This is a genomic window from Zoogloea sp. JDB1 (genome assembly GCF_056724025.1).
The window spans coordinates 1,178,560-1,202,500 of record NZ_CM161496.1; the positions used below are offsets into that span (position 1 = coordinate 1,178,560).

Sequence of the window (23,941 nt, forward strand, 5' to 3'; positions counted from 1 at the left end):
TTCGCGCCGACATACCTGGGCCGGACCCAGGAAATAGACCGGGACACCTCGAGATCCGCCGTTTCGAGTCACTTGCTTACCCATGGTCTTGTTTGTTCTGCGCCTTCCGGGATGCATACCAAGTCATCAAAGGAAGTACGGAAATACCGTGCACCAGGATGGACGCGACCACCGTAACCAGGGTCAAGTTGAGCAGCGCCTGAGCCAGGGGGCCGGTGACGCCGTGACTCAGGGCGAACATCAGGTAGAAGATCGATCCGACCCCCCGGATGCCGAACCAGCTGATCAAAGCACTCTGGTGGAGTGGTAAGGATTGGCCGGCCAGGCCGATCAGGATGGCGAGGGGGCGCACCAGCAGGAACAACACGGGGACGAACCACCATAGGGCCTGCAACGGGGTGACTGCAGCGAAGAGCACTCCGACGATGAGCACCATGGCGAGTTCCGCCAGCTTTTCCAGTTGTTCGTTGAAACCGCGGACCGCCCGAGTCATCGCGGAGCTGGCATGGTGGGAGTGGGTGGCCCAGTCGGACCGGCCAACGTCTGCACTACCAGTGGGCGGGTCAGCGGAGGCAGTGCCCACCATGGGCCAGTCCCGCACCCGGTTCAGGGCCAGGCCGGCAGCGAAGACAGCCAGAAAACCAGATGCCAGGCACAGTTGGGCCAAGCCGTAAGAAATGGCGATCAGGCCCAGAGACAGAAATTCATCCAGGCCCACGGCATTATGGTGGCGGGTACGCAGGTGAACCACCAATTTCCCAATCAGCGCACCAAGTATGGCGCCGATGAACAGCCCGCCGCCGGTTGCCCAGACTAGATCGACAGCCAGCCAATGCGAGCCTGCAGAACCAAGGGGGTGTAGTCCGAGCAAGCCGAGACCGAGCAAAACGAAGGGAAAGGCAGATCCGTCGTTGAGGGCTCCTTCGCCCGCCAAGCTGAACCGCACCCGGTCCGGAGTTGCGCCAGATTCAGACTGGACGCCCGAGGCCAGCACCGGATCCGTGGGGGCGAGAATCGCGCCGAGGAGAACCGCCGCACCGGGAGACAAGCCGAGTCCGATGATGCCGATACCCGCGATAAGTCCGACGGTGATGGCCATGACGGGAAAGGCAAGCCGTACGGGCAATAGCCAACGCCGGTCGAGCATGGGGATGCCGAGCGTCAAGCCGACGGCGAACAGGGAGATGAGCACGGCCACCTCACTGATCAGGGCGAGAAAGCCGGCCTGTCGAAACGGATCCAGTGTAATGACACCCAGGCCACCAGGCCCCAAGGCGTAGCCCAAACCGAGATAAATCATGGCCGTGCTGAGGGGAAGGCGGGCCAGAAAGGTCCCGGCGAGAACCATGGTAACCAGCAGGATTCCGAGGAGGAGAGACCAGTCAGCAACGGTCATGATCTGGAGGGAGGGATGGGCATGGCTTCACCTCAAGCAGGGGCGGTAAGCCTTGACTACACCTATCGGATGGATGCAGGCATCGGAACGACAATCCGCCGCATCGACACTCCGTGGGAGCCTCGTGATCTGATGTGCCCAGGAGCGGAAGCACATCGGCAGGTGTGTTTTCCCGCTTCAATCTAGCACGTGCAGGGATGCGGTAGTCGAATATCTCCCGAGTTGGCCAGCAAGTACTGCAACACCATTACCGTGCTTTACGACAAGACGGCTAACCGGGGGAGACGATTGATCGCCTCAGTGAATCGTTCGCACTGGGCATGGCGTGGGCACAAAACAAAAATGGGCCAGATCTGTCGATCTAACCCATTGATGTATTGGCGCGCCCGAGACGATTCGAACGTCCGACCCCTGCCTTCGGAGGGCAGTACTCTATCCAGCTGAGCTACGGGCGCCCGTCGGAAACAATGCTGCACATTTTCATGTGCGGCGCGCAGGATAGCGCGAAACGGCAGCGAAGTCCATGCTTTGCCTGACAGAAGGTGAATAGCCCCGCTATAATCAATGCTTTATTAAATTTGCCAGTACTCGAGGAATTCAGCATGTCGGATCTTGGTCGTTCTGCCCCTGTTCGTTCCTTCGCGCGGATTGCGCTTTCCATCGGTGTTGCGGCGCTTGCCACCCAGCTCGTGGGCTGTGGCAAGAAGGCTGCCGTCGATGAAGAACTGGCTGCCAAGCTGGTCCAGCCGGTTGCTAAAGTCGAGTTGGCTGCCGCGCCGGCTGCTGCACCGGGCAGCCGCAAGGGTGAGGACATCTTCAAGGCTGTCTGCGCTGCGTGTCACGAGAGCGGCGCTGCCGGTGCTCCGAAGGCTGGCGACAAGGCTGCCTGGGGCCCGCGTATCGCCCAGGGCTACGACACCCTGGTGAAGTCCGCTGCAGCTGGCAAGAACGCGATGCCCCCGCGTGGTGGCGCGGCCGATCTGACCGATGACGAGCTGAAGCGTGCCGTGGCTTTCCTGGCCAACAAGGCGGGTGCCGGCTTCAAAGCTCCGGATTAAGTTTTCCCTGCCAGCTTTTGCTCCACGGGCAAAAGTTGGCGCGGAAATGGAAAAGGCGCAGACCGATGGTCTGCGCCTTTTCTTTATGGGTCCCCCGCGCGTGCCGTCAGGCCTTCATCCTGAACCGGAGTTCAGGGGGGCCGCATTCCTTCCGTATCAGGCACGTTCGACGAGGAACGCGCACACCAACGGTTTCTATGGGCAGCGACCCATGTCACGAAGACATTGGTTCAAGGAGTTTTAAGCCTTGACCAACACCGCAGGGGATTTATCAAACCTTTCGATTGCCCGGATTCACCGCTCTCAGAACAGGTTTACCTGCTCAGCGAGGGCGGTATCTAGGCGACCGTTTATGTGCTCGATTCTACGCTTGAGCGTCGGGATGTCAAACCCGCCGGCACGCTGTAATTGCAGAAATTCGTGGCTGATATTCAAGGCCGTCATGACGGCCAGGCGTTCGCCGGACGAATTGGTCTTGGTGGCCAGATCACGCATCTTGCCATCCAGGTAGGCCACGGCGGCCAGCAGGCCGTCCTTTTCTTCCGGCTTGCAGGCGACGCGGTATTCGCGCCCCAGCAGCTTGATGTCCAACTGTTCCATGTCAGGCCTCAGGGATGCGGGCGAGAAGGTCCTCGAGACGGCTGCCGACCTGGCTCAGCTTGGCGTTGAGCTCCTGGTTGGCATTTTCGAGGCTGGCAACCCGTTCCCGCAGGCGTTGGTTTTCGGTCCGAGCAGCCGTGCAATGGCTGATCAGTTGTTCGAGTTTCTGTTCGAGAGAGGCGAGTTCGGCATCCATGCGGCGAATGTTAGAGAGGGGCGGGGACGGGGTCAAGCAAGCGCCGTGGGTGATGACGGACGCAAGGCGCGGGCGGCGGCGCCGTCGCCGAAGCAGGCGGCGAGGCGGTCGAGATGGAGGTGTTTTTCCAGGCTGTCAGCGAGGCGGTCGAGGTCGGCCTGGCGGCGGGCGGCGAGGTCGATCCGCTCCGCATCGCTGACGCCGGCCCAGGCCAGCAGCGCGGCGAGGGCGTCCGGGTGGTCGAACAGGCCGTGCAGATAGGAGCCGAGGATTTGCCCATCGTCCGACAGCACGCCGTCGGGGCGGCCATCGGCCAGACGGGCGGCGGGGCGCTCGAGGGCCGGACCGTGGGTGACGCCCATGTGGATCTCGTAGCCGTGGACACGGGGGGCGCCGGGGAGCGAGAGCGTGCCGGTAACATTGACCAGCTGTTTCTCAGCTTCCAGCGTGGTTTCCACGTCAAGCAGGCCGAGGCCGGGCAGGCTGGCCGGGGCGCCTTCGAGGCCTTGCGGATCGTGCAGCTGGCGGCCAAGCATCTGGTATCCGCCACAGATCGCCACCAGCTTGCCGCCGTAACGCAGGTGGCGACGGATCGCCGCCTCCCAGCCCTGGGCGCGCAGCCAGGCCAGGTCGGCCTGCACGGACTTGGAACCGGGCAGCACGATCAGGTCGGCAGGCGGGATGGGCTGGCCGGGGCCGACCCAGCTGAAATCCACCTGCGGATGCAGGCGCAGGGCGTCCAGGTCCGTGTGGTTGGAGATGCGCGGATAGACCGGTGCGACGACGCGCAGGCGGGCTTCGCCTTTCTCGGCGCGGGCGTCGGCCAGCGCGTCCTCGGCATCGAGGAAAAGGCCGTGCAGATAGGGCAGGACGCCCAGCACCGGACGGCCGGTGCGTTCCTCCAGCCAGTCGAGGCCGGACTGCAGCAACCCGATGTCGCCGCGGAAACGGTTGATCACGAAGCCTTTCACGCGGGCCTGCTCGCTCGGCGACAGCAGGTCGAGGGTGCCGACCAGGTGGGCGAAGACGCCGCCGCGGTCGATATCGGCGACGAGGATCACCGGGCAGTCCACCTCTTCGGCGAAGCCCATGTTGGCGATGTCTCGGTCGCGCAGATTGATTTCCGCCGGGCTGCCCGCGCCTTCGACGAGCACCGCCTCGTACTGCTCCGTCAGGCGGCCGTAGCTTTCCAGCACGGCGGCCATCGCCCGTGGTTTGTACTCGTGGTAGTCGCGGGCCGACAGGTTGGCCACCGCGCGGCCGTGGATGATGACCTGGGCGCCGATGTCGGTGGAGGGCTTGAGCAGCACCGGGTTCATGTCGGTGTGGGGTTCGAGGCCGGCGGCCACCGCCTGCAGGGCCTGGGCGCGGCCGATCTCGCCGCCATCCACCGTCACCGCCGAGTTGAGGGCCATGTTCTGGGGCTTGAAGGGCACGACCCGCACGCCGAGCCGCCATAACAGGCGGGCGAGGCCGGCGACCAGGGTGCTTTTGCCCGCGTCGGACGTGGTGCCCTGAACCATCAGGGTGCTGGCGTGGCGCATGACTTACAATCTCGGGTGCAGAAAGCTTTCGATTATCCCATGTCCGCCGTATACCTCCTCGCCCTGCTGCCGATCGTCATCCCGATGGCCTTCGGTCTGCTCCTCGATCACCTGCTCGGCGAGCCGCGCCGCTACCACCCGCTGGTCGGCTTCGGCCGCTATGCGTCAGCCGTCGAGCGCCTGTTCCGCCGCATCGGCATCATCAACCGGGCCGTCGGCCTGCTTGCCTGGAGCGTGGCGGTGCTGCCGTGGGTTGCGCTGGCTGGTTCGCTGCGGGAGGGGCATTTCTGGTTCGGCATGCTGCTCGACGTGGTGCTGCTGTACGCGGCGATCGGCGGCCGCAGCCTGGCCGAGCACGCGCGGGCCGTGGCGGCACCTCTTGCGGCTGGCGATCTGGCCGGTGCGCGTGGTCGCCTGTCGTGGATCGTGTCCCGCGACACCTCCGAGCTGGACGAGTCCGGCGTGGCCAAGGCCACCGTCGAATCGGTACTGGAAAACGGTAACGACGCGATCTTCGGTGCGTTGTTCTGGTTCGCGCTGCTGGGCGGGCCTGGGGCGCTGATGTTCCGCCTCGCCAACACGCTTGACGCGATGTGGGGCTACCGCACAGAGCGCTACCTGCGCTTCGGCTGGGCCGCGGCGCGTATCGACGATGTGCTCAATTTCATCCCGGCGCGCCTGACCGCGCTGAGCTACGCATTGCTCGGCCACACGGCGACCGCGCTGCGCTGCTGGAGGACGCAGGCGCCTGCGTGGGACAGTCCCAATGCCGGCCCGGTGATGGCCTCCGGCGCCGGCGCCCTTGATTTGTCCCTCGGCGGTCCGGCGATCTATCACGGTCATCTGGAAAGCCGTCCGTCCCTGGGGGCCGGCCGCCCGGCGGCCGCTGCGGATATCGACAAGGCGCTGGCCCTGGTACAGAACAGCGTCTGGTTGTGGGTGCTGGGCGTCGCCGCCGTCAGCGTGTTTCTCCATGCTTGAACACGGCGGACGCCTGCGTAGCGCGGCGCAGCGCTACGGCATTCCGCTGGGCGACTGGATGGATCTGTCCACCGGCATCAATCCCCAGGCTTACCCGGTACCGGCGCTGGCGCCGGAAGTGTGGCTGCGTCTGCCGGAAGACGATGATGGCCTGGAGGCAGCCGCCGCAGCCTATTACGGCAGCCCGGAACTCCTGCCAGTGGCGGGTTCCCAGGCAGCCATCCAGACCTTGCCGGCGTGCTTTCCGCCCGGGCGTGTGATCACCCTGGCGCCGACCTATGCGGAGCATCCCTACGCATGGCGCGGCCACGCGGTGCAGACGCTGGAGGTTGGGCGGATCGATGCGGCGGTGCGCGATGCCGATACGCTGTTGCTGGTGCAGCCCAATAATCCGGACGGCCTGAGCTTCCCGCGCGAGCAATTGCTGGCCTGGCAGGAAGAGCTGGCCAGCCGTGGCGGTCGGCTGATCGTTGACGAGGCCTTCATCGATGCCGAGCCGGCCGACAGCCTGGTGCCGCTGGCGGGGCGCCCCGGCCTGGTGGTGCTGCGCTCGGTGGGCAAGTTTTTCGGCCTGGCCGGAGCACGGGTGGGGTTCGTGTTTGCCGAGGCCGCGCTGCGCATGCAGCTCGCCGAGCGCCTCGGGCCGTGGGCGGTATCCGGTCCGGCTCGGGCGGTGACTGCGGCAGCGCTGGCCGACCGGGCCTGGCAGCAGGCTGCGCGGGAACGCCTAGTGGCCGACAGTCGACGGCTCGCCGCCCTGCTGGATCGCCATGGCCTCACCGGCGGGGCTGGCACAACGCTGTTCCAGTGGCGGCCGGGCGCCGCCGCGATCGATATCCACGCCCGCCTCGCTGCGCAGGGCATCCTGACCCGTCTGTTCGATGCACCGGCCGGGCTGCGTTTCGGCCTGCCGGGCAACGAGAGCGAGTGGTCGCGCCTTGCTGCTGCGCTCGCCCGACTGTAACGACTTCCACCGAAAGACTTCTCCATGCGCCGGCTTCTTCTTGCCCTGTTGCTTGTGTCCGGCTTTGCCCGGGCGTCCATCGATGTCACCGACGACCAGGGCCAGACCCTCCATCTCGCGCAGCCGGCCAGGCGCATCGTCAGCCTCGCGCCCCACGTGACCGAGCTGCTGTTCGCCGCCGGCGCCGGCGACCGAGTGGTCGGTGTGGTGCAGTACAGCGACTATCCGGAGGCTGCGCGAAAGGTTGTGCGGGTCGGCAGCTACACCGCGCCGGACATGGAGATGGTCGCGTCCCTCAAGCCCGACCTGGTGATCGCCTGGAAGAGCGGCAACCGGGAGGCCCAACTGGACAAGTTCAAGGCCCTTGGCGTCCCGGTTTTCATCAATGAGCCGCGGCGCATCGAGGACGTGGCCCGCAGCCTCTCCCAGTTCGGGCGGCTGGCCGGCACCAGTGCCGTGGCTGAAGCTGCCGCGCAGGCCTTCCGCAAGCGTCATGCGGCGCTGGAAGCCCGCTATGCGGGGCGTCCGAAGGTGCGGACTTTCTACGAGATCTGGAATCGCCCGTTGATGACCATCAACGGCGAACACCTCATCTCCGACGTGATCCGCCTGTGCGGCGGCGACAACGTGTTTGCCAAGCTGCCGATGCTGGCGCCGACCATCGACGTGGAAGCGGTGCTGGCTGCCGCGCCGGATGCCATCGTTGCCAGCGGCATGGGCGAGAGCCGGCCGGAATGGTTGGACGACTGGCGCAAGTGGACCAAGCTGCCGGCGGTGGCCAAGGGCAACCTGTTCTTCATCCCGCCCGACCTGATCCAGCGCCACACGCCGCGTATCCTCGACGGGGCCGAGCGTCTGTGCGGCCAGCTCGAAGAAGTGCGGGCCAAGCGATGAAGGGCCGTTTCCTGCCCGGCCTGGCGCTGGTGGCGGTGCTGCGGGTGGCCGCGGCCGCTCCGCTGCCCGGAGAGGTCGTCACGCAGATCGGCCAGGTCGCCGCTGTCCCCGCGGATGAGCGCAAGGTGCCGGGCTATGCCGGTGCGTGGCGCCAGGCTGCAGCCCAGGCCAAGGTCATCGAACGCATCGAGGAACTGGAAAGCCGGCGCAGCAAGGCCTGCAGCAACCTGATTGTCATTGACACGGTGCAGGCCGCGCCGGATCTCATCGAGACTCGCCCGCGCCGCGTGCACCACGCCCTCGAACGCTGGTCTGTGCAGGCCTGCGGTGTGCTGCGCCATTACGACGTGTGGTACAGCTTCGAGGCCAGCAGCTCCCAGCTGAAGGTCAGCGAGAGCAGCGCTACCGATTTTCAGGCCGAGCTCGACCCGCCGCTGCGCCGCCTGCAGGAACTGGCCGCCGCGCGTAGCGCGGAGGAGTCCGCCGGCAAGCTGCGTTGGCTCAACCTGCCGCTGCCGGCGGACAGCGTGCCAGTGGCCAACAGTGCCGGTGCACGGGGCTGGCTGGCGGATTTCGTGCCCCTCGGCGACAGCCCGCGGGAATGGACCCAGCTGATCGGCGTGCAGGGCCTGCCGCGGGTAAGCAGCCCGGGTCAGGCACGGGTGCTGCTCGAAGGCATGCAGCAGGCTCGTCAGGCCCGCTGCGGCGTGCCGGCCGGCCCGGTGGAGAGCCTGCCCCGCGATGGCGACGGGGCCAGCGGCGAAACCGTGCAGACCTATCTGGTGTGTTCCCAGGTGCCGGACACCAATTATGCCGAGATGGCGGTGGTGAAGGCCATCGAAGGGCCGGACTACGTGTACGTGGTCCAGCGCGCCTGGCGCCTGCCGGCGGGCGATGCCGAGCGCCTGAAGGCCGACAGCGAAAAGCCACGGGCGGTGGCAGAAGCCTTCCTGGCCGAGGTCCATCTGTGCAACCCGGCCGGTGACCGCCAACGGTGCCCGGCGCCCTATCCCCGATAACGCGAAGCCATGTCCCGTCTGCCTCAACGCATTGTTTGCCTGTCCACCGAAACCGTCGAAGTGCTTTATCTGCTCGGCGAGGAGGCGCGCATTGCCGGCATTTCCGGCTTCACCACCCATCCGCCGCGGGCGCGCAAGGAGAAGCCCAAGGTCAGTGGCTTCAGCAGCGCCAGGATCGAGCGCATCCTGGCCGTCGAGCCGGACCTGGTGCTGGCCTTTTCCGATCTGCAGGGCGATATCGCGCGGGACCTGGTGAAGGCCGGGGTGGCGGTGCATGTCTTCAACCACCGCAGAGTGGACGGCATCCTCGCAATGGTGGAGAGCGTCGGCCGTCTGGTGGGCGCCGAGCAGAAGGCGCTGGCCCTGGTGGCCGAGCTGGAAGCGACGATCGCCGATGTGCGGGCCCGCGGCGAGGCCCGCGCGGTACGCCTGGGGCGCAGGCCGAAGGTCTATTTCGAAGAGTGGAACGAGCCGTTGATCACCGGTATCCGCTGGGTGTCCGAGCTGATCGGCATCGCCGGCGGAGAGGACTGCTTCGGCGAGCTGTCGGTGCATCCCAATGCGAAGCAGCGCATTCTCGCCGATGCCGCGCTGGTCATTCCGCGGGCGCCGGAATTGATCATCGGCTCCTGGTGCGGCAAGCATTTCCAGCCGGACCATGTGACGTCGCGGCCGGGTTGGGATGCATTGCCGGCAGTACGCGACGGGCGGGTCTTCGAGATCAAGTCGGCGATCCTGCTGGCGCCGGGGCCGGCGGCGATCCGTGAGGGGCTGCCGGCCATTGCGGCCTGTCTGGACCGGGTGGCGGAGGGCTGAACGCCCTCTGGCTTCAGCGCCGGACGCCCACCACCTTCTGGTACAACCCGCCAAAGCAGGTTTCCTTGCGCCACTCGAAGCCGGCGCATTCGGGCACCAGGGTGTCGATGGAGTCGGCCAGCAGGGAGTTGGCGAAGGGTTCCAGGTAGCGGAACACCAGCGCCATGATCGGCCGCACCGGATGCCACCAGCGGGGCTGGTGGTAGTCCACGAAGACGATCTTGCCACCTGGCTCGACCGCAGCCAGCAGGTTGGCAACGATGTGCCGCCGCGCGTGGGGCGGGACTTCGTGGAGCAGGAAGAAGCAACAGGCTGCGTCGAAGGTGGCGCCTACCGGTTCGGTCAGGTCGGCCACCTGGGCGTGGGCTTGAGGCCAGGGTGCGAGCTTGCGCCGGGTGTTGGCGATCTGGATCGGCGCCACGTCGAGCACCGTCAGCTGGCCTTCGTCACCGAGCTGGAGGGCCAGACGCGGCGAAAAGTCGCCATACACCGCCGCTGCCTGCAGTACCCGCTGGCCAGGGCTGAATTCCCGTACCGCGCTGTCCATTAGGCGGCTGGCATTGCCCCACAGGATCGCCGACACCACCACCGGCCGGTCCAGCCAGGGCACGGTGCGATGATCGAGGTAGGCCCAGGTATAGGTTTCGCGGAGATAGTCGGGCAGCTCGCTGGCCGCCGCTGGGGAAGGGTCGCGCATGGCTTGGGGTCGTTGTCGTTGGCTCGCGTTGTTCGGCGGGTTGTAATGGGTGATCCGGCGCAAAGCCGCACCACGCTTGCTTTCTGAGGGCATGATACGGCGTCGGCACGGGTTCGTGCCCCTTGCGATGTGATTTTTTCCATGCGGAAAGCTTGATGACCGCATCCTTTATGGCCATTTATTCACCATGCGCTTCCCCCATCCGCTTCTCGAAGGTCGTCTCGTCCGGCGTTATCAGCGTTTCCTCGCCGACGTGGAAACCGGAGCCGGGCTGGTGACCGCCCACTGTCCCAACACCGGCTCGATGCTCGGCTGCAAAGAGCCGGGCAACCGGGTCTGGCTGTCGCCGGCGGAGAATCCGGCACGCAAGCTCCAATGGACCTGGGAGCTGGTGGAGGTGGCGCCGGGCTGTGTGGTCGGCGTGCATACCGGGCGCAGCAACGGCCTGGTGCGGGAGGCGATCGAGGCCGGCACGCTGCCGGAATTTGCCGGCTACCGGACGATCCGCCCAGAGGTGAAGTACGGCGAAGGTAGCCGCATCGATCTGCTGCTGCAGGAGAGTGGGCGGCCCGACTGCTACGTGGAGGTCAAGAACGTCACTGCCGCGGTGGAGGGGGGCGTGGGCTTTTTCCCGGATGCGGTGACGACGCGCGGTGCGAAGCATCTGCGCGAGATGAGCGCGATGGTGGCAGCTGGCCACCGGGCGGCGCTGGTTTACTGCGTGCAGCGCGGCGACGTGGATGAGGTGCGGCCGGCGGACCACATCGATACGGCCTACGGCCAGGCGCTCCGCGATGCGCTGGCCCAAGGGGTAGAGGTGTTCGCGCTGGGGGCCGAGGTCACGCAGGAAGGCATCGTGCTTGACCGGCGGCTGGCAGTCGTCGTGCCGGGCTGACGACCGTCCGGTTGCGGCAGCCTATTACGGATAACCACAATAGGGCCGTCCACAATGGGGGAGGACACAATTTCGGCGCTTGGGTGGGGGATCTATTGTTCGTCTCATAGTCCTATATAACACCGGAGATTAACCGTCATGAAGAAGCCGTTCTACAAGGTTCTGTACGTGCAGGTCCTGTTCGCCATCGCCTGCGGCGTGCTGCTGGGGTATTTCGAGCCCAAGCTGGGAGTCGATCTGAAACCCCTCGGCGACGGCTTCATCAAGCTCGTCAAGATGATCATCGCGCCGGTGATCTTCTGTACCGTGGTGCACGGCATCGCCGGCATGCAAGACATGAAGAAGGTCGGTCGGGTCGGTGGCAAGGCGCTGCTGTACTTCGAGATCGTGTCCACCTTTGCACTGATGATCGGCCTGTTGGTTGCCAACGTGGCCAAGCCGGGCGCCGGCTTCAATGTCGACGTGACGACCCTCGACACCAAGGCCATTGCCGATTTCACTGCCAAGGCTCATGCCCAGAGCACGGTCGACTTCATCCTCAACATCATTCCCCATACCTTTGTCGATGCTTTCGCCAAGGGCGACATCCTGCAGGTGCTGCTGCTGGCCATCCTGTTCGGCTTCTCGCTGGCCGCGATGGGCGAAAAGGGCAAGCCGGTGTTCCAGTTCGTCGAACAGATCTCCCATGTGATGTTCGGCATCGTCAATACCGTGATGAAGCTCGCTCCGCTGGGTGCCTTCGGCGCGATGGCCTTCACGATCGGCAAGTACGGTGTGGCCGCGCTGATCCCGATGGCCAAGCTGATGGGCTCCTTCTACCTGACCTGCATCCTGTTCATCTTCATCGTGCTGGGCGCTATCGCCCGCTATACCGGCTTCAGCATCTTCAAGTTCGTCAAGTACATCCGTGAAGAACTGCTGATTGTGCTGGGCACCTCGTCCTCCGAGTCCGCCCTGCCCAAGCTGATGCAGAAGCTCGAGAAGATGGGCTGCGCCCGCTCCGTGGTTGGCCTGGTGGTGCCCACCGGCTACTCCTTCAACCTGGACGGCACCAACATCTACATGACGATGGCGGCCCTGTTCATTGCCCAGGCCACCAATACCGAGCTGACCCTGTCCCAGGAACTCTCCATCCTGGTGGTGGCGATGCTGACCTCCAAGGGCGCCAGCGGCATCACCGGTGCCGGTTTCATCACCCTGGCCTCCACGCTGGCCGTGGTGCCGACCATCCCGGTGGCTGGCATGGCGCTGATCCTCGGCATCGACCGCTTCATGAGCGAGGCCCGTGCGCTGACCAACATCATCGGCAACGCCGTCGCCACCGTGGTGGTGTCCCGTTCCGAGAACGAGCTGGACATGGATCGGATGAACAAGGCCCTGAATGGCAGCCTCGACGAGGACTCGAACGGCGACAAGCCGCTGGCCGCAGCGGCCTGATCTGGTCGTCTTCTCACGCAAAAAAGCCAACCCTGCGGGGTTGGCTTTTTTGCGTCCGTCGGTGGGGCGAATGGATGCGCTCCACCACCCGGGGCGTGCTCAGAAGTGGTATTCGACGCGCACCATCGGGGTTTTGGCGAAGGCGCCGTCGCCGGCGGCCTTGGTGTGGTCGTTGCCGAATTTGTTGCGCCAGTACTGGTATTCCAGCCCGGCCTTGAAGGTGTTCTTGGCTGCGCCGAGGTGCGGGCTGACGTCGTACATGACCTGCATGTCGATGTTGGTTTCCGGCTTGGTACCGCCGCCGAATTCGTCCTGCCCCTTGCTGGCGATGAAGTTGGCGAAACCTTCGAAGGACAACGGAACCGGGCCGAGGTTGAAGGGGATGCCCCAGGCGGCCGTCAACATCGGGTGCACGTCGTAACTGTAGCGGTCGGTCTGGGTGCTGGTGAACTTGTTGTAGGGCGCGTTGCTTTCCCACAGGTAGAGCAGGCTCACGTTGAGGAAGCCGGGGACGTCCATCATCAGCGTCGGGCCCGCGACGAGCATGCGCTTGCGGGAGTTGTAGCCAGCGTCGTTCTTGTCATTCACGTCGAAGCCGCCGGTCAGGCCGAGGCCTCGTACCGGGCCGAACTTGAAGTCGCGACCGGTGATCTTGCCCAGGTCGAGGGTGTGCCGATAGACGATATAGATTTCCTGGGCGCCGGACTTCGAGCCGGGTCCGACCGGGTCCTTGCTGTCGGACAGCAGGAGGTCCACGTTCAGGAAGTTGGTGCCGTACTTGTAGCCGCTGGCGTGGGTCAGGTTGATGATGCTCTTGTTGATGCTGTTGCTCTCGTACGGTTCGGCGAACTTGGTGCCGTAGCGGTAGCCGATGGAGGTGTCGCTCCAGTCGGCGGCGGTGGCCGTGCCGGCACAGGCGGCAAGGAGGGACGCGGCGAGGATCGTCTTCTGCGAGAACTTCATGGTGGCTCCTGATTGGTCGATTCGAGGGTTCTGTAGGTGGTCCGCGTGGCTAGGCACGGCGACGCCTTGAAGCCGAATCTAGCAGGAGCCCGCTATGGGCATGGCGATATCCATCATCACCGAAAGGATATAGTTGATGATGTATATCCATTTGAAAATAAAGAATCTTTGTTGTTGTTTATATGTTTTTGGAATGCACTCTGCGGGTGCGCGGAATAGCGTTCTGCACCATGCGGGGGCGTATTCTGGCGGCTTTTCCGGTGAGATTCCTGCGTGAATTCGTGGATATTCCGTTCTGAATATTTAAATCTAAGCAAATCAACGATTTAAAAAATGGCATGGAGCTTGCGGAAACAGGGCGAGACGCGCCATTCGACGTCCTCGTCCAATCATTTCCGGAGTTTCCGCCCATGCCGCACCGTTTCCGCGCATCCCGTCGCCTGCTTCTGTCCGCCGGGCTTGCCGCCCTCGCCGCGCCGCTGCTGCCCGCCCCCGCATTCGCCGATGAGCCGGTGAAGATCAAGTTCACCCTCGACTGGCGCTTCGAGGGGCCGGCCGCGCCTTTCCTGCTCGCCAAGAGCAGGGGCTACTTTGCCGCCGAAGGCTTGGACGTGACCATCGACGCCGGCAACGGCTCGGCCGGTGCGGTGACACGCGTGGCGACCGGAGCCTACGAGATGGGCTTCGCCGACTTCAACGCCCTGGTGGAGTACGACGCCAAGACGCCGGGTTCGAAGATCCAGGCGGTGTATATGGTGTACAACGCCACGCCGGCGGCGGTGTTCGCGCTGAAGAAGAGCGGCATCTCCAAACCCGCGGACCTGGCCGGCAAGACCCTCGCCGCGCCGATCTTCGACGCCGGCCGCAAGGCCTGGCCGGCCTTCGCCAAGTCCAACAAGCTGGCGGTCGAGGCCGTGAAGTGGCAGTCGGTGGATCCGGCGATCCGTGAGACCCTGCTGGCCCGCGGCGATGTGGACGGCATCACCGGCTTCTACTTCACGAGCCTGCTCAACCTGGAAGCCCGCGGCGTGAAGCCGGCCGACATCGTCGCGCTGCGCTACCCGGACCATGGCGTCGAGCTGTACGGCAACGCGATCATCGCCAGCCCCAAGCTGATCGCCGAGAGGCCCAAGGCCATCGAGGGTTTCCTGCGCGCCTTCAACAAGGCGCTGAAGGAAACCATCGCCAGGCCGGAAGCGGCGGTACCGGCGGTGAAGGAGCGCGACCCGCTGATCGACGCGGGCCTCGAGACACGCCGCCTGAAGCTGGCCATCGAGTCGAGCATCGTCACGCCGGAAGTGAAGCAGATCGGCCTCGGCGCGGTGACGCCGGACCGCCTCAAGCGCTCGATGGCGGAGACCGCCGAGGCTTACGCGCTGCCCAAGGTGCCGTCGGCCGCCGAGCTGTTCAACGCCGCCTTCCTGCCGTCCAAGGCCGACCGCAGCCTGTAATCGGGCGTTTCCGGTACTTGTTCCTGCGGGCGCCCCAGGGCGTCCGCAGGATCCCCTTTTGCTTTTGAAAGACACCCCATGTCCTTCGTCAAATTCGAGAGCGTCGATCTCGCCTACGCGCCGGGTGGCGCGTTGGCCATCGAGGACGTCAGCCTGGACGTCCGCGAGGGCGAGTTCGTTGCCGTGGTCGGTCCGTCCGGCTGCGGCAAATCCACCCTCATGAAACTCATCTCCGGCCTGCGCATGCCCTCCGGTGGCTACGTCTATGTGGACGGCCGCCAGGTCGGCGGACCGCTGAAGATCGTCGGCATGGCTTTCCAGAACGCCAACCTGCTGCCCTGGCGCACGACCCTCGACAACGTGATGCTGCCGCTGGAAATCGTCGAGCCTTACCGGACCACGCTGAAGAAGGAGCGCACGCGCTACGAGGCCGAGGCGCGCCAGCTGCTCGCCAAGGTCGGCCTGGCCGGCTTCGAGGAGAAGTTTCCGTGGGAGCTGTCCGGCGGCATGCAGCAGCGCGCGTCGATCTGTCGGGCGCTGATCCATCAGCCGCGCCTGTTGATGCTCGACGAGCCCTTCGGCGCGCTGGACGCTTTCACCCGCGAGGAGCTGTGGTGCATGTTGCGTGATCTGTGGCAGTTGCAGCCCTTCACGGTGATCCTCGTCACCCACGACCTGCGCGAGGCGGTCTTCCTCGCCGACACCGTCTACGTGATGAGCAAGCGGCCGGGCCGCGTGCTGGTGCGCCGGGAGATCGACCTGCCGCGCCCGCGCGACCTCGACGTGACCTACACCGATGCCTTTGCCGGCTATGTCCACGAACTGCGCGAGCACATCGGCCGCGTGCGCGCATCCTGAAAGGCCTGCCATGAAACCCAATCTCGTCAAGGCCGCCCCGTGGCTGGTGGTGGCCGGCATGTTCCTGCTGTGGGAACTGATCTGCGTCGGTTTCGACGTGCCCGAATTCCTGCTGCCGGCACCCAGCGCGGTGTGGAAGGTCGGCGTCGAGCAGTTCGAGCCGATCATGATGCATGCCACCCAGACCTTCCTAACCACTCTGGCCGGCTTTGCGATCGCCGTGCTGGTGGGCCTCCTGATCGGCATGGCGGTGGGCTCGTCGCCGTTGCTCTACCGGGCCATGTATCCGCTGCTGGTCGGCTTCAACTCGATCCCCAAGGTCGCCTTCGTGCCGGTGCTGGTGGTGTGGTTCGGCATCGGCACGGTGCCGGCCATCCTCACCGCCTTCCTGATCTCCTTCTTCCCGGTGGTGGTCAACGTGGCGACCGGTCTCGCCACGCTGGAGCCGGAGCTGGAGGACGTGCTGCGTTCGCTGGGCGCCTCGCGCCTCGACATCCTCGCCAAGGTCGGCCTGCCGCGGGCCATGCCGTATTTCTTCGCGTCCCTGAAGGTGGCGATCACACTGGCCTTCGTCGGCTCGGTGATCGCCGAGACGGTGGCGTCGAACCTGGGCATCGGCTACCTGATGATGTCGGCCAGCTCATCGATGAACATGCCGCTGGTGTTTGCCGGGCTGATCGTCATCGGCGTGATGGGCGTGGTCATGTACGAGCTGTTTGCCTTCGTCGAGAAACGCATGACGAGCTGGGCCCACCGCAACCCGAACGGCGCGGCGTGACGCTGGCGCCGCTCAGGCCTCGGCCCGGGCGAGCGCCACCATCAGCGACTGCCCGATGTTCCGGTGGTTGCGGATCTCTTCGGTGATCTGCGTAACCACCGCGACGCGTTCGCGGGCGCCGTCCTGGATCGCCTGCATCGCCGCCTCGGCTTCTGCAGTGGCGCTGCGCCCGGCACTCACTGCGGTGCTGGCGTTGAGCACCGATGCCGAGGCCTGCGACGAAGTGTGCTGCAGCGCCGTGGCGATCGCGCCGATCCTGTCGCTGGCGGCCTTGGCCTGCTCGGCCAGCTTGCGCACCTCGTCGGCCACCACGGCGAAGCCCCGGCCCGCATCGCCAGCCCGCGCTGCCTCGATGGCCGCGTTGAGGGCCAGCAGGTTGGTCTGGTCCGAGATCTGGGTGATCAGCGCGACGATGGCCGGAATCTGGCTGGACTGGATGGCGAGGGTGTCCAGGTCGGTCTGGACTTTGGCTAGGCAGTCCCCTGCACGTTCTATCTCCGCCTTCGCGCTGCCCATGTGATTCCGACCGGCTGCCACCCTGCCGCCGCTGGCTTCGGCGAGGCGGTTGGCATTGGCCATGTCGGCCAGCGCCTGGTCTACGGATACGCCCAGCTCGGCGGCCAGACGGACGGCATCGGCGATGGAGGCGGCGAGGGCGGTGCTGTGGGCGTCGTCTTCCGTCGTGCGGGCTTCGGCTGTCAGGGCCTGGCGTGCCGTCTCCAGGTCATGGCGCAAGGCTTGGTTGGCGGTCTGCATGCTTGCCAGTTCGTCGTGCAGACGCGGCAGCAGTTGTCGATGGATGTGCTGTTTCTCTGAGCGATGGCCCAGGCCGGCCAGCAGTGCGCACATGGCAGCGGCGGCGGCGCCGGCGGTCTGTGCAACACTGTTCGGCAACACGGCCGCCGCGCCGGCGAGGACGACGGCGGACAGGCACAGGAGGGCGTTCTTGTCGAAGGTCTGGGGCTTGGGCATGGCGGGCGTCTCGTCGGGCATGGGGGCAGGGCGTTGATGTCCGGGCAAAAAAAGACCCGCTTCCGCGGGTCGAATCCCGATTCAGCTTTTCTGGACGATCGACGCGCAAGCGGATGTCAGAAACGGGAGGGAGAGGGCGCTGAACCGGGGACAGAGGCAAACATCAGGCAACGTGCGGCAACGATGCTCGTTCGCCCCCGACGGAGAGTCGTCGGGACTTCACGCCCGCAAAGGGGTCTGTGCTGGAGACGATTGAGCATCTGGTCACTTCCACGCTATCCGCGCTTTTATGAGCAGGAAGGGTGCCTGAGCGGGAGGAGGATATCGGGGAAAAGCGTCCAACCCAGTCCGGGCGCGGGTTGCACGTTACGGAGGCGGCTGCTGCCTGCGGCGCTGAAAGACGGCAGCAGCCCGCTTGTTGATCAAATGATCTAATTAATAAATAAAATATTGATATTGGTGAATCACTTGATGCATCGGCAGCGCGCCCCGGCGACGTGCCTGCCGATGTCTCGATGGTGGGAGGCCTTCAGGCCGGGGTGGCGAGTTCGTCGAGGAGCAGCGGTTTGACCTGGGCCAGCCAGGTGTCGAGGCGCTCGTTGGTGAACATGCCCTGGGTGCGCTCGTCGATGACCAGACCGACGAAGCGCCCGTCCTGCACGGCGGCAGAGTGCGCGAAGGTGTAGCCCTCGGTGCTCCAGTCACCGACGATTTCCGCTCCGAAGCCCTTGAAGACATCGTGGAGACGTAGCAGCGAGCTGGCAAAGCGGTCGGAATAGCGTTCCTGGGCACCCAGGCCGAAGAAGGCAATGCGCTTGCCGCTGAAGTCCGGTGTGCCGCTCTTGGCCAGGAATTCCTCCCAGTTGGGCTCCAGGCAGCCGGCGCTCTTGCCCGGAATCTCGCCGACACCGTAGCTCGGGGTGCCGAGGATCAGGGCGTCGTACTGGAGCATTTCCGCCATCTCGATGCGGTTCACGTTGACGGGCTTGCTGGCGATCTCGTCGCCGAGCTTCTTGTGGATTTTCTTGGCGATGAGTCGGGTAGTGCCGGTTTCGGTGCCGAAAAAGATGCCGATGGTCTTCATGATGGATTGTCGTGAACGCGACTCGTATTTGAGGGATCAGGCCTTCCAAGCAGAATTCATACCCTGTGACTCGCTGTGGCCTGGCGCTGTTCGTCGATTCCTGTTGACCTTCACGCCGGCTCGGCTATAATCCGCCTCCTTCTGCGCTCCCGTTCCAGGGTTTCATTAATGGAACCGGGTCAGGCAAGGATGCCTTGGTGGTGAAATTGGTAGACACGCTATCTTGAGGGGGTAGTGTCGAAAGACGTGCGAGTTCGAGTCTCGCCCAAGGCACCAATAGCAGTTCCGCAGTATTCCGAATCAGGCCGGAAAGCCCAGAGAAATCAAGGGTTCCGGCCTTTTTTGCGTCCGTACGCGCCGGTTTGCCGGCGCGGTGTTCCAGTTATTTTTCCAGGCTTTCCAGAAAACGCCGCCGCGCAGCTTCCAGTTCGGCGCGGCCGAAGTCATCTGTCAGGCGTAGGCAGGTGCCATAGAAGGCGTCGAAGGCCATGCGTACGGTTTCTGCGTCCACCGGGTGCGAGGTGGCAGGCTTGGCCGGCGGTGGCATGCCGTCCACGGGCTTCAGCACCGCGTAGCGCGGGATCATGCGCTGGCCGCCGCTTTCGGCGCTGGCGGTCATCGGGCCGGTCTTGGTGTAGATCTTTCCTTCGAATTCGAAGCGGGCGCCGATCGGGAGATTGGACAGTTTCATGGGCGGGATGGCGGCAAAAGCGGTGATTGTAGACCGTTGGCGGGACGGGGCTCCGGTGGCGGGCGAGTGGATGATTCCTCTGTCGTTAAGGTGATTTCGCACTTTTCCCGGAAAATCCAAATGGAATGATCCGGGCTGTTTTCGGTTTGGCCCGATGTTCCCCGTAAAGCTTCGGAAAGGAAAAGCCCTTGAAGATGTCCTGAATGGTTCTACACCGTCGTTCCGCTGCACGGCTTGCCGCTGCGGCTCTTGCGCTCGGCGCAGTGAGTGCGTCATCGCAGGCCGCAGTGGTCAGGATCGATGCTGGTCAGAGTTCGGTGACCTACACCTCCAGCATGCCGCCGATCTGTGATCCGTCCGGCAACTGCTCGATGCCGCCGGCGCAGCAGACCTTTGCGCTGTCGGGTAGCTTCAATGTGGTGCGCGAGGTGGTGATCACGCCGTCGCCCTACGATCCCACTACTTCAGTCTATTTCACCCGGATCAGCTTCGATTCGGTCGCTGTTGATCTCGGTGGTGCCGGTGCCTTGGGCATTTCCTTCCCGTCCTTTGCGGGGCTGGTGAATGGCACCGCTTTCACCGGCAGTGACGATCCGTGCTTCTTCTTTTTCGGTGGCTGCTCGGGGGCGGAATGTTCCTTAGTTCCTACACCGGTGATTTCGACGGTCATACCTTCTTCCTGAGCGGTGTGTTGCCGCTGGGCGTCTCCGATTCCTTCACTTATCAGATCGTCGCCGCGGCAGTGGCACCGGCGGCGGCTGTTCCCGAGCCCGGCACACTGGCCTGCGTAGCCGCTGCCAGTGCCGCCTGGGCTGCACCCGGCGTCGCAAGGGGCGCCCCGCTACTCAGTAACCCAGCGCCCGGTCGATGAAGTGCTTGGGCACCCGCGGCCGGGGTACCTTGCTGTCGAACCAGCTGCGCACGTCCTGGTCCAGGCCGATGCCGTGCATGTAGTTGTAGAGGGCCTTGTTGAGCGCGACGCCGAGGGCATCATGGTCAACACCGGTGGGATCGATGAAGCCGACGTCGTTCTTGGCGAAGCTGATCGGCGGCAGGGGCTTGAGCTTCACGCCGTACTCGGCGGGGTTCTGGCCGACCGGCGAGTGCACGGTGCACACGAAACGGTGGAAGAAGCCGGACTGGATGCAGCCGGCGTCGAACAGCTGGCGCACGTATTCCAGCGCATCCACGGTGTCCTGCACTGTTTGCGTCGGGAAGCCGTACATCAGGTAGGCGTGCACCAGGATGCCGGCGTCGGAGAAGCCCTTGGTGACGCGGGCCACCTGGTCCACCGAGACGCCCTTTTTCATCAGTTTGAGGAGACGGTCGGAGGCCACCTCCAGGCCGCCGGAGATGGCGATGCAGCCGCTGTCGGCGAGTTGCTGGCACAGCTCCGGGGTGAAGGACTTCTCGAAGCGGATGTTGCCCCACCAGGAAATCGAGCGCTGGCGGCGCGCCAGTTCGTCGGCGAGGGCCTTGAGCATTTTCGGCGGGGCGGCTTCGTCCACGAAATGAAAACCGGTCTGGCCGGTCTCGGCGACCACTGCCTCGATGCGGTCCACCAGGATCTCGGCGCTGGCGGCGTCGTAGCGGCCGATGTAGTCGAGGCTCACGTCGCAGAAGCTGCACTTCTTCCAGTAGCAGCCGTGGGCCACGGTGAGCTTGTTCCAGCGCCCGTCCGACCACAGGCGGTGCATTGGGTTGAGCATGTCGAGGATGGACAGGTAGCCGTCCAGCGGCAGGCCGTCCCAGGTCGGCGTGCCGACTTCGGCGAAGGGGATGTCTGCCTCGGCGAGGTTGATGTAGCGCACCTGGCCGTCCTCGCGCAGGTAGGTGCGCACCAGGCGCGATGCGCCGCGCTTGCCGTCCAGGTGTTCGAGCAGGGCCAGCAGCGGGCGCTCGCCGTCGTCCAGCGTGAGGTAGTCGAAGTAGTCGAAGACCCGCGGTTCGGTCAGCTCGCGCAGCTCGGTGTTGACGAAGCCGCCGCCGAGCACGGTGACGATGTGCGGGTGGGCGGCCTTGATGGTCTGGGCGATGCGGAAGGCCGCATACACCGAGCCGGGGAAGGGCACCGACAGCAGCACGACGCGCGGCTGGTGGTGGGCCACGGTGGCCAATGTGAGGCGCTGGAGCGTTTCGTCCACCAGCGTCGGCGGTGCGGCGAGGGCCTTGGCTAGCGGTTCGAAGCTTGGCTGGGCCATGGCCAGGGATTCGGCATAGCGCACGAACTCGAAGCGCGGGTCGCCGGCCTCACGCAGCACGTCGGCCAGGTCGTTGAGGTAGAGCGTGGCCAGGTGGCGGGCCTTGTCCTGCACGCCCAGCGCACCGAAGGCCCAGGCCAGCGGATCGCCGCCGTCCGGGTCGTAATACACGTCGAGGGACGCGAAGCGCGGCCCTTCGGGCAGGAAGGCGCGGCTGGCGATGCGGTGGGCAAGGGTCGGGTCGCGGCCCTGCAGGAAGCCGAGCGCCGGGCCGACGGTGGCGCGGTAGCGTTCGAAAGCACCGTCGAAGGTGTGCAGCGTTGCGGAACGCTTCTTGTCCGGCAGCGCGTGGACCTTGTCGCGCAGTGCGTCGAGGCCGGCGGCAGAGAACAGTTCCAGCACCAGCTTCAGGGCCAGGTCGTCCTGCACGGCATCCATGCCGCGGCTGCGCAGGAAGCCGGTCAGGTAGGCGGTGGACGGGTAGGGCGTGTTGAGCTGCGTCATCGGTGGGATGAGCGACAGCACGCGGGGGCCGGGGCTTGCGGTCATGGCGGCGGCCGGGCCGGGGGCCCGGAAGGTGGTGCGATCGAGGCCCGGAATGATATCAGTCCGTCGCCACCCGGTTCCGCCCGGCTTCCTTGGCCGCGTAGAGGGCCTTGTCGGCCCGGTCAATGAGACGCTGGTAGTCCGGATGGCCGTCGCTGCCGGCCAGACCGATACTCATTGTGACGTGGATGGTCTCGCCGCCGGCCAGAAAGACGTCGCTGTCGCTGATGCGCTGGCGGATCTTCTCGGCGACGGAAACCGCCCGCGGGATGTCGATCTCGGCCAGCACGGCGAGGAATTCCTCCCCGCCGAAGCGAAATACGAAGTCACCGGCGCGCAGCTGTCCGACGATCAGCCCGGCGATCTGCTGCAGTACTCGGTCGCCGGCGTCGTGGCCGTGTTCGTCGTTGATGCGTTTGAAGTGGTCGATATCCATCATCAGCACGCAGAACGAGCACTCGTGCTTGCGGGCCAGGCTGATCTCGCGACGCAGGATGGACGGCAGGAAGCGTCGGTTGAACAGGTGCGTCAGCACGTCACGGCCGATTTCCAGTTCCATGATGTGGTCGAACATGTTGCGCAGCAGGTACTTCAGCTCCTCGATCTCCACCAGCACCGCTCGGGTCAGCTCGCGGTTGTCGTCGCCGTCCGGGGCCGTGTCCCGCTCGCAGCTCAGGCGCGGAAACAGGGATTCGTCGATGCGCTCGACGCAGGCCTCGATCAGCGGCAATTCGCGGGTGTCCTCGAAAAGCAGTGGTGCCTTGTGATGCAACCACAGCCCGAATTCCGAGTCCTGCAGCGTCGGCATGTCGTGAAAGGGGGCGCCGGAGGCTAGTAGGCGGTACACGCGGGCTTCCCACTCGAGTACTGCGACGGATTGCTTTTCACGCTCCAGGGCCAGGTTGCGGCCCGCCTCGTGCATCTTGTAGGCCTCGTCGGTGCGGGCGCTGCGTTCGGCGGACAGGATGAAGGCCGAACTCATCTCCTCGAAGGCGATGTCGGTCAGGTGGTCTACGTGCAGCACTGCATGGACCAGGGCTTCCCGGTTGAGGTCGGTGGCGATCAGGCGGGCGTTGATGGCCTGCTTGAGGAAGCGAAAGCCCCGCGCCACCAGTTGCACCGGGATCTGCGCGCGGGCGTGCACCTCGCCCACGTGGCGCTGCAGAGCGAGGGCCGAGATGAGTTCCTCCACGCTGCGGTGGCAGAACAGCATTTCCATCCAGCGCTGCAAGCCCGGCTTGAGGTGGGCTTCGACGGCTTGCGTCGACAGGAACTGGGTGGCGGCGGGATCGGTGAGCATCTGCTCGTAGAAGCGGTCAGCCAGTTCGACCTTGTCCCGCTGGATGATGCCGGTGACCGCCGCGCGGATCGCATCCGACGAGGTTTCGGCGAGGCGCTGCCAGGTTTCGGCAGCCAGACGAGGGGTGTGGGGCATGCGTGCGCTCCCTGTCCTTTATTGTTTTTGGGACTCGACGATAAGCGCCGGAGCACGATGACGCAAGGGAGTTTTACTCGTTAGGGATGAAGTCCATCCGCTGCGATCAACTGGCGCGGCGCCGGTAGGCGAGGCCGGCAGCAATCGTCAGCAGGCCGCAGGAGACCAGCGTCGGGCGAACGCCGAAGGCATGGGCCAGGCTGCCGACGCTGAAACTGCCGAGCGGGGCGATGCCCAGGAAGGCCATTGTGAACAGGGCCATCACGCGGCCGCGGAAATCGTTGTCCACCTGGGTCTGGATCAGCGTGTTGCTGCCCGCCACGGTGACGATGATCACCAAGCCGAGGACGACCAGTACCGGCATCGCCATCCAGAGGCCGGGCGACAATGCGAATAGGGCCACCGCCGCGCCGGTCGCCGGCGCCGCCACGTTGACCAGGCGGGCCAGCCCGTCGGTGCCCTGGC

The 23,941-nt window shown here is 65.1% G+C and carries 24 protein-coding genes, 2 tRNA genes and 1 other RNA gene (1 of these 27 cut by a window edge); 13 read left to right on the forward strand and 14 right to left on the reverse strand.

Going from position 1 to position 23,941, the window contains the following annotated elements:
* Positions 1-76 precede the first annotated feature (76 nt).
* Both AC1PPK_RS05195 and AC1PPK_RS05200 read right to left on the reverse strand, forming a co-directional pair.
* Entirely contained in the window at positions 77-1,396 is a 1,320-nt protein-coding gene (locus AC1PPK_RS05195; RefSeq protein ID WP_481116777.1) for a cation:proton antiporter, read from the reverse strand.
* Positions 1,397-1,774: 378 nt separating this feature from the next.
* Positions 1,775-1,851, reverse strand: a tRNA-Arg gene (locus AC1PPK_RS05200).
* 147 nt (positions 1,852-1,998) lie between these two features.
* On the opposite strand from AC1PPK_RS05200, the gene AC1PPK_RS05205 reads away from it, so the two are divergent.
* Positions 1,999-2,454, forward strand: coding sequence for a c-type cytochrome (locus tag AC1PPK_RS05205; protein WP_481116778.1), 456 nt, complete (start codon positions 1,999-2,001; stop codon positions 2,452-2,454).
* Positions 2,455-2,541: 87 nt separating this feature from the next.
* Here the strand turns inward: AC1PPK_RS05205 and ssrS are convergent.
* The 4 genes from ssrS to AC1PPK_RS05225 all read right to left on the reverse strand — a co-directional run bounded on the left by ssrS (position 2,542) and on the right by AC1PPK_RS05225 (position 4,794).
* A non-coding RNA gene (gene ssrS / locus AC1PPK_RS05210) (6S RNA) lies at positions 2,542-2,723 on the reverse strand.
* Positions 2,724-2,757: 34 nt separating this feature from the next.
* Positions 2,758-3,054, reverse strand: a complete 297-nt coding sequence (locus AC1PPK_RS05215) for a cell division protein ZapA (RefSeq protein WP_481116779.1) — start codon at positions 3,052-3,054, stop codon at positions 2,758-2,760.
* Between the two features lies 1 nt (position 3,055).
* Entirely contained in the window at positions 3,056-3,250 is a 195-nt protein-coding gene (gene zapB / locus AC1PPK_RS05220; RefSeq protein ID WP_481116780.1) for a cell division protein ZapB, read from the reverse strand.
* Between the two features lie 32 nt (positions 3,251-3,282).
* A complete protein-coding gene (locus AC1PPK_RS05225; protein ID WP_481116781.1) occupies positions 3,283-4,794 on the reverse strand; it encodes a cobyric acid synthase in 1,512 nt (503 codons plus the stop codon).
* A 39-nt stretch (positions 4,795-4,833) separates the two neighbouring features.
* Here AC1PPK_RS05225 and cbiB point away from each other — a divergent pair, with 39 nt between their 5' ends.
* From cbiB to AC1PPK_RS05250, 5 genes are read left to right on the forward strand one after another with little or no spacing between them, the layout of a single operon-like run.
* Positions 4,834-5,775, forward strand: coding sequence for an adenosylcobinamide-phosphate synthase CbiB (gene cbiB, locus AC1PPK_RS05230; RefSeq protein ID WP_481116782.1), 942 nt, complete (start codon positions 4,834-4,836; stop codon positions 5,773-5,775).
* Positions 5,768-6,739 (forward strand): threonine-phosphate decarboxylase CobD, encoded by a 972-nt coding sequence (cobD, locus tag AC1PPK_RS05235; RefSeq protein ID WP_481116783.1) that lies wholly within the window; start codon positions 5,768-5,770, stop codon positions 6,737-6,739. The genes cbiB and cobD overlap by 8 nt, the downstream gene beginning before the upstream one ends.
* Before the next feature lie 24 nt (positions 6,740-6,763).
* On the forward strand, positions 6,764-7,633 hold the full coding sequence (locus AC1PPK_RS05240) for a cobalamin-binding protein (protein ID WP_481116784.1): 870 nt from the start codon (positions 6,764-6,766) through the stop codon (positions 7,631-7,633).
* Positions 7,630-8,652 (forward strand): hypothetical protein, encoded by a 1,023-nt coding sequence (locus tag AC1PPK_RS05245; protein WP_481116785.1) that lies wholly within the window; start codon positions 7,630-7,632, stop codon positions 8,650-8,652. The genes AC1PPK_RS05240 and AC1PPK_RS05245 overlap by 4 nt, the downstream gene beginning before the upstream one ends.
* Before the next feature lie 9 nt (positions 8,653-8,661).
* A complete protein-coding gene (locus AC1PPK_RS05250) occupies positions 8,662-9,468 on the forward strand; it encodes a cobalamin-binding protein (RefSeq protein ID WP_481116786.1) in 807 nt (268 codons plus the stop codon).
* A gap of 13 nt (positions 9,469-9,481) precedes the next feature.
* On the opposite strand, the gene rquA is transcribed toward AC1PPK_RS05250, so the two are convergent.
* On the reverse strand, positions 9,482-10,165 hold the full coding sequence (rquA, locus tag AC1PPK_RS05255) for a rhodoquinone biosynthesis methyltransferase RquA (protein ID WP_481116787.1): 684 nt from the start codon (positions 10,163-10,165) through the stop codon (positions 9,482-9,484).
* Between the two features lie 187 nt (positions 10,166-10,352).
* On the opposite strand from rquA, the gene sfsA reads away from it, so the two are divergent.
* Both sfsA and AC1PPK_RS05265 read left to right on the forward strand, forming a co-directional pair.
* Complete coding sequence (gene sfsA / locus AC1PPK_RS05260) at positions 10,353-11,060, forward strand: DNA/RNA nuclease SfsA (protein WP_481116788.1); 708 nt, start codon at positions 10,353-10,355, stop codon at positions 11,058-11,060.
* Between the two features lie 138 nt (positions 11,061-11,198).
* Positions 11,199-12,497, forward strand: a complete 1,299-nt coding sequence (locus AC1PPK_RS05265; RefSeq protein WP_481116789.1) for a dicarboxylate/amino acid:cation symporter — start codon at positions 11,199-11,201, stop codon at positions 12,495-12,497.
* Positions 12,498-12,596: 99 nt separating this feature from the next.
* Here AC1PPK_RS05265 and AC1PPK_RS05270 read toward each other — a convergent pair whose 3' ends face one another.
* On the reverse strand, positions 12,597-13,460 hold the full coding sequence (locus tag AC1PPK_RS05270) for a hypothetical protein (RefSeq protein WP_481116790.1): 864 nt from the start codon (positions 13,458-13,460) through the stop codon (positions 12,597-12,599).
* A gap of 410 nt (positions 13,461-13,870) precedes the next feature.
* Here AC1PPK_RS05270 and AC1PPK_RS05275 point away from each other — a divergent pair, with 410 nt between their 5' ends.
* The 3 genes from AC1PPK_RS05275 (at position 13,871) to AC1PPK_RS05285 (ending at position 16,547) form a co-directional block, all read left to right on the forward strand.
* Positions 13,871-14,911, forward strand: a complete 1,041-nt coding sequence (locus AC1PPK_RS05275; protein ID WP_481116791.1) for an ABC transporter substrate-binding protein — start codon at positions 13,871-13,873, stop codon at positions 14,909-14,911.
* 78 nt (positions 14,912-14,989) lie between these two features.
* Positions 14,990-15,769, forward strand: a complete 780-nt coding sequence (locus AC1PPK_RS05280) for an ABC transporter ATP-binding protein (protein ID WP_481116792.1) — start codon at positions 14,990-14,992, stop codon at positions 15,767-15,769.
* 10 nt (positions 15,770-15,779) lie between these two features.
* On the forward strand, positions 15,780-16,547 hold the full coding sequence (locus AC1PPK_RS05285; protein ID WP_481116793.1) for an ABC transporter permease: 768 nt from the start codon (positions 15,780-15,782) through the stop codon (positions 16,545-16,547).
* Between the two features lie 12 nt (positions 16,548-16,559).
* On the opposite strand, the gene AC1PPK_RS05290 is transcribed toward AC1PPK_RS05285, so the two are convergent.
* Positions 16,560-17,519, reverse strand: a complete 960-nt coding sequence (locus tag AC1PPK_RS05290; protein ID WP_481116794.1) for a methyl-accepting chemotaxis protein — start codon at positions 17,517-17,519, stop codon at positions 16,560-16,562.
* 529 nt (positions 17,520-18,048) lie between these two features.
* Positions 18,049-18,603, reverse strand: a complete 555-nt coding sequence (locus tag AC1PPK_RS05295; protein ID WP_481116795.1) for a flavodoxin — start codon at positions 18,601-18,603, stop codon at positions 18,049-18,051.
* Between the two features lie 191 nt (positions 18,604-18,794).
* On the opposite strand from AC1PPK_RS05295, the gene AC1PPK_RS05300 reads away from it, so the two are divergent.
* Positions 18,795-18,879 (forward strand) — tRNA-Leu (locus AC1PPK_RS05300).
* A gap of 106 nt (positions 18,880-18,985) precedes the next feature.
* On the opposite strand, the gene AC1PPK_RS05305 is transcribed toward AC1PPK_RS05300, so the two are convergent.
* On the reverse strand, positions 18,986-19,294 hold the full coding sequence (locus AC1PPK_RS05305) for a hypothetical protein (protein ID WP_481116796.1): 309 nt from the start codon (positions 19,292-19,294) through the stop codon (positions 18,986-18,988).
* 203 nt (positions 19,295-19,497) lie between these two features.
* Between AC1PPK_RS05305 and AC1PPK_RS05310 the strand changes: the two genes are divergently transcribed.
* A complete protein-coding gene (locus tag AC1PPK_RS05310) occupies positions 19,498-19,977 on the forward strand; it encodes a hypothetical protein (RefSeq protein WP_481116797.1) in 480 nt (159 codons plus the stop codon).
* Between the two features lie 162 nt (positions 19,978-20,139).
* Here AC1PPK_RS05310 and AC1PPK_RS05315 read toward each other — a convergent pair whose 3' ends face one another.
* From AC1PPK_RS05315 to AC1PPK_RS05325, 3 genes are all read right to left on the reverse strand, one after another.
* Positions 20,140-22,044, reverse strand: a complete 1,905-nt coding sequence (locus AC1PPK_RS05315) for a B12-binding domain-containing radical SAM protein (RefSeq protein WP_481116798.1) — start codon at positions 22,042-22,044, stop codon at positions 20,140-20,142.
* Between the two features lie 55 nt (positions 22,045-22,099).
* Positions 22,100-23,476 carry a GGDEF domain-containing protein gene (locus AC1PPK_RS05320; protein ID WP_481116799.1) on the reverse strand — a complete coding sequence of 459 codons (1,377 nt, stop codon included), beginning with the start codon at positions 23,474-23,476 and terminating at the stop codon, positions 22,100-22,102.
* 106 nt (positions 23,477-23,582) lie between these two features.
* Positions 23,583-23,941 carry the 3' portion of an MFS transporter gene (locus tag AC1PPK_RS05325; protein WP_481116800.1) on the reverse strand. Its footprint extends 862 nt past the window's final position, so 359 of the gene's 1,221 nt are visible here — the last part of the coding sequence; its start codon lies off the right edge, out of view; its stop codon occupies positions 23,583-23,585.

Bases quoted from the DNA above. Each gene is read 5' to 3' on its own strand.
- AC1PPK_RS05195 (WP_481116777.1), bottom strand. From the start codon at position 1,396: ATGACCGTTGCTGACTGGTCTCTCCTCCTCGGAATCCTGCTGGTTACC.
- AC1PPK_RS05205 (WP_481116778.1), top strand. From the start codon at position 1,999: ATGTCGGATCTTGGTCGTTCTGCCCCTGTTCGTTCCTTCGCGCGGATT.
- AC1PPK_RS05215 (WP_481116779.1), bottom strand. From the start codon at position 3,054: ATGGAACAGTTGGACATCAAGCTGCTGGGGCGCGAATACCGCGTCGCC.
- zapB (WP_481116780.1), bottom strand. From the start codon at position 3,250: ATGGATGCCGAACTCGCCTCTCTCGAACAGAAACTCGAACAACTGATC.
- AC1PPK_RS05225 (WP_481116781.1), bottom strand. From the start codon at position 4,794: ATGCGCCACGCCAGCACCCTGATGGTTCAGGGCACCACGTCCGACGCG.
- cbiB (WP_481116782.1), top strand. From the start codon at position 4,834: ATGTCCGCCGTATACCTCCTCGCCCTGCTGCCGATCGTCATCCCGATG.
- cobD (WP_481116783.1), top strand. From the start codon at position 5,768: ATGCTTGAACACGGCGGACGCCTGCGTAGCGCGGCGCAGCGCTACGGC.
- AC1PPK_RS05240 (WP_481116784.1), top strand. From the start codon at position 6,764: ATGCGCCGGCTTCTTCTTGCCCTGTTGCTTGTGTCCGGCTTTGCCCGG.
- AC1PPK_RS05245 (WP_481116785.1), top strand. From the start codon at position 7,630: ATGAAGGGCCGTTTCCTGCCCGGCCTGGCGCTGGTGGCGGTGCTGCGG.
- AC1PPK_RS05250 (WP_481116786.1), top strand. From the start codon at position 8,662: ATGTCCCGTCTGCCTCAACGCATTGTTTGCCTGTCCACCGAAACCGTC.
- rquA (WP_481116787.1), bottom strand. From the start codon at position 10,165: ATGCGCGACCCTTCCCCAGCGGCGGCCAGCGAGCTGCCCGACTATCTC.
- sfsA (WP_481116788.1), top strand. From the start codon at position 10,353: ATGCGCTTCCCCCATCCGCTTCTCGAAGGTCGTCTCGTCCGGCGTTAT.
- AC1PPK_RS05265 (WP_481116789.1), top strand. From the start codon at position 11,199: ATGAAGAAGCCGTTCTACAAGGTTCTGTACGTGCAGGTCCTGTTCGCC.
- AC1PPK_RS05270 (WP_481116790.1), bottom strand. From the start codon at position 13,460: ATGAAGTTCTCGCAGAAGACGATCCTCGCCGCGTCCCTCCTTGCCGCC.
- AC1PPK_RS05275 (WP_481116791.1), top strand. From the start codon at position 13,871: ATGCCGCACCGTTTCCGCGCATCCCGTCGCCTGCTTCTGTCCGCCGGG.
- AC1PPK_RS05280 (WP_481116792.1), top strand. From the start codon at position 14,990: ATGTCCTTCGTCAAATTCGAGAGCGTCGATCTCGCCTACGCGCCGGGT.
- AC1PPK_RS05285 (WP_481116793.1), top strand. From the start codon at position 15,780: ATGAAACCCAATCTCGTCAAGGCCGCCCCGTGGCTGGTGGTGGCCGGC.
- AC1PPK_RS05290 (WP_481116794.1), bottom strand. From the start codon at position 17,519: ATGCCCAAGCCCCAGACCTTCGACAAGAACGCCCTCCTGTGCCTGTCC.
- AC1PPK_RS05295 (WP_481116795.1), bottom strand. From the start codon at position 18,603: ATGAAGACCATCGGCATCTTTTTCGGCACCGAAACCGGCACTACCCGA.
- AC1PPK_RS05305 (WP_481116796.1), bottom strand. From the start codon at position 19,294: ATGAAACTGTCCAATCTCCCGATCGGCGCCCGCTTCGAATTCGAAGGA.
- AC1PPK_RS05310 (WP_481116797.1), top strand. From the start codon at position 19,498: ATGGTTCTACACCGTCGTTCCGCTGCACGGCTTGCCGCTGCGGCTCTT.
- AC1PPK_RS05315 (WP_481116798.1), bottom strand. From the start codon at position 22,044: ATGACCGCAAGCCCCGGCCCCCGCGTGCTGTCGCTCATCCCACCGATG.
- AC1PPK_RS05320 (WP_481116799.1), bottom strand. From the start codon at position 23,476: ATGCCCCACACCCCTCGTCTGGCTGCCGAAACCTGGCAGCGCCTCGCC.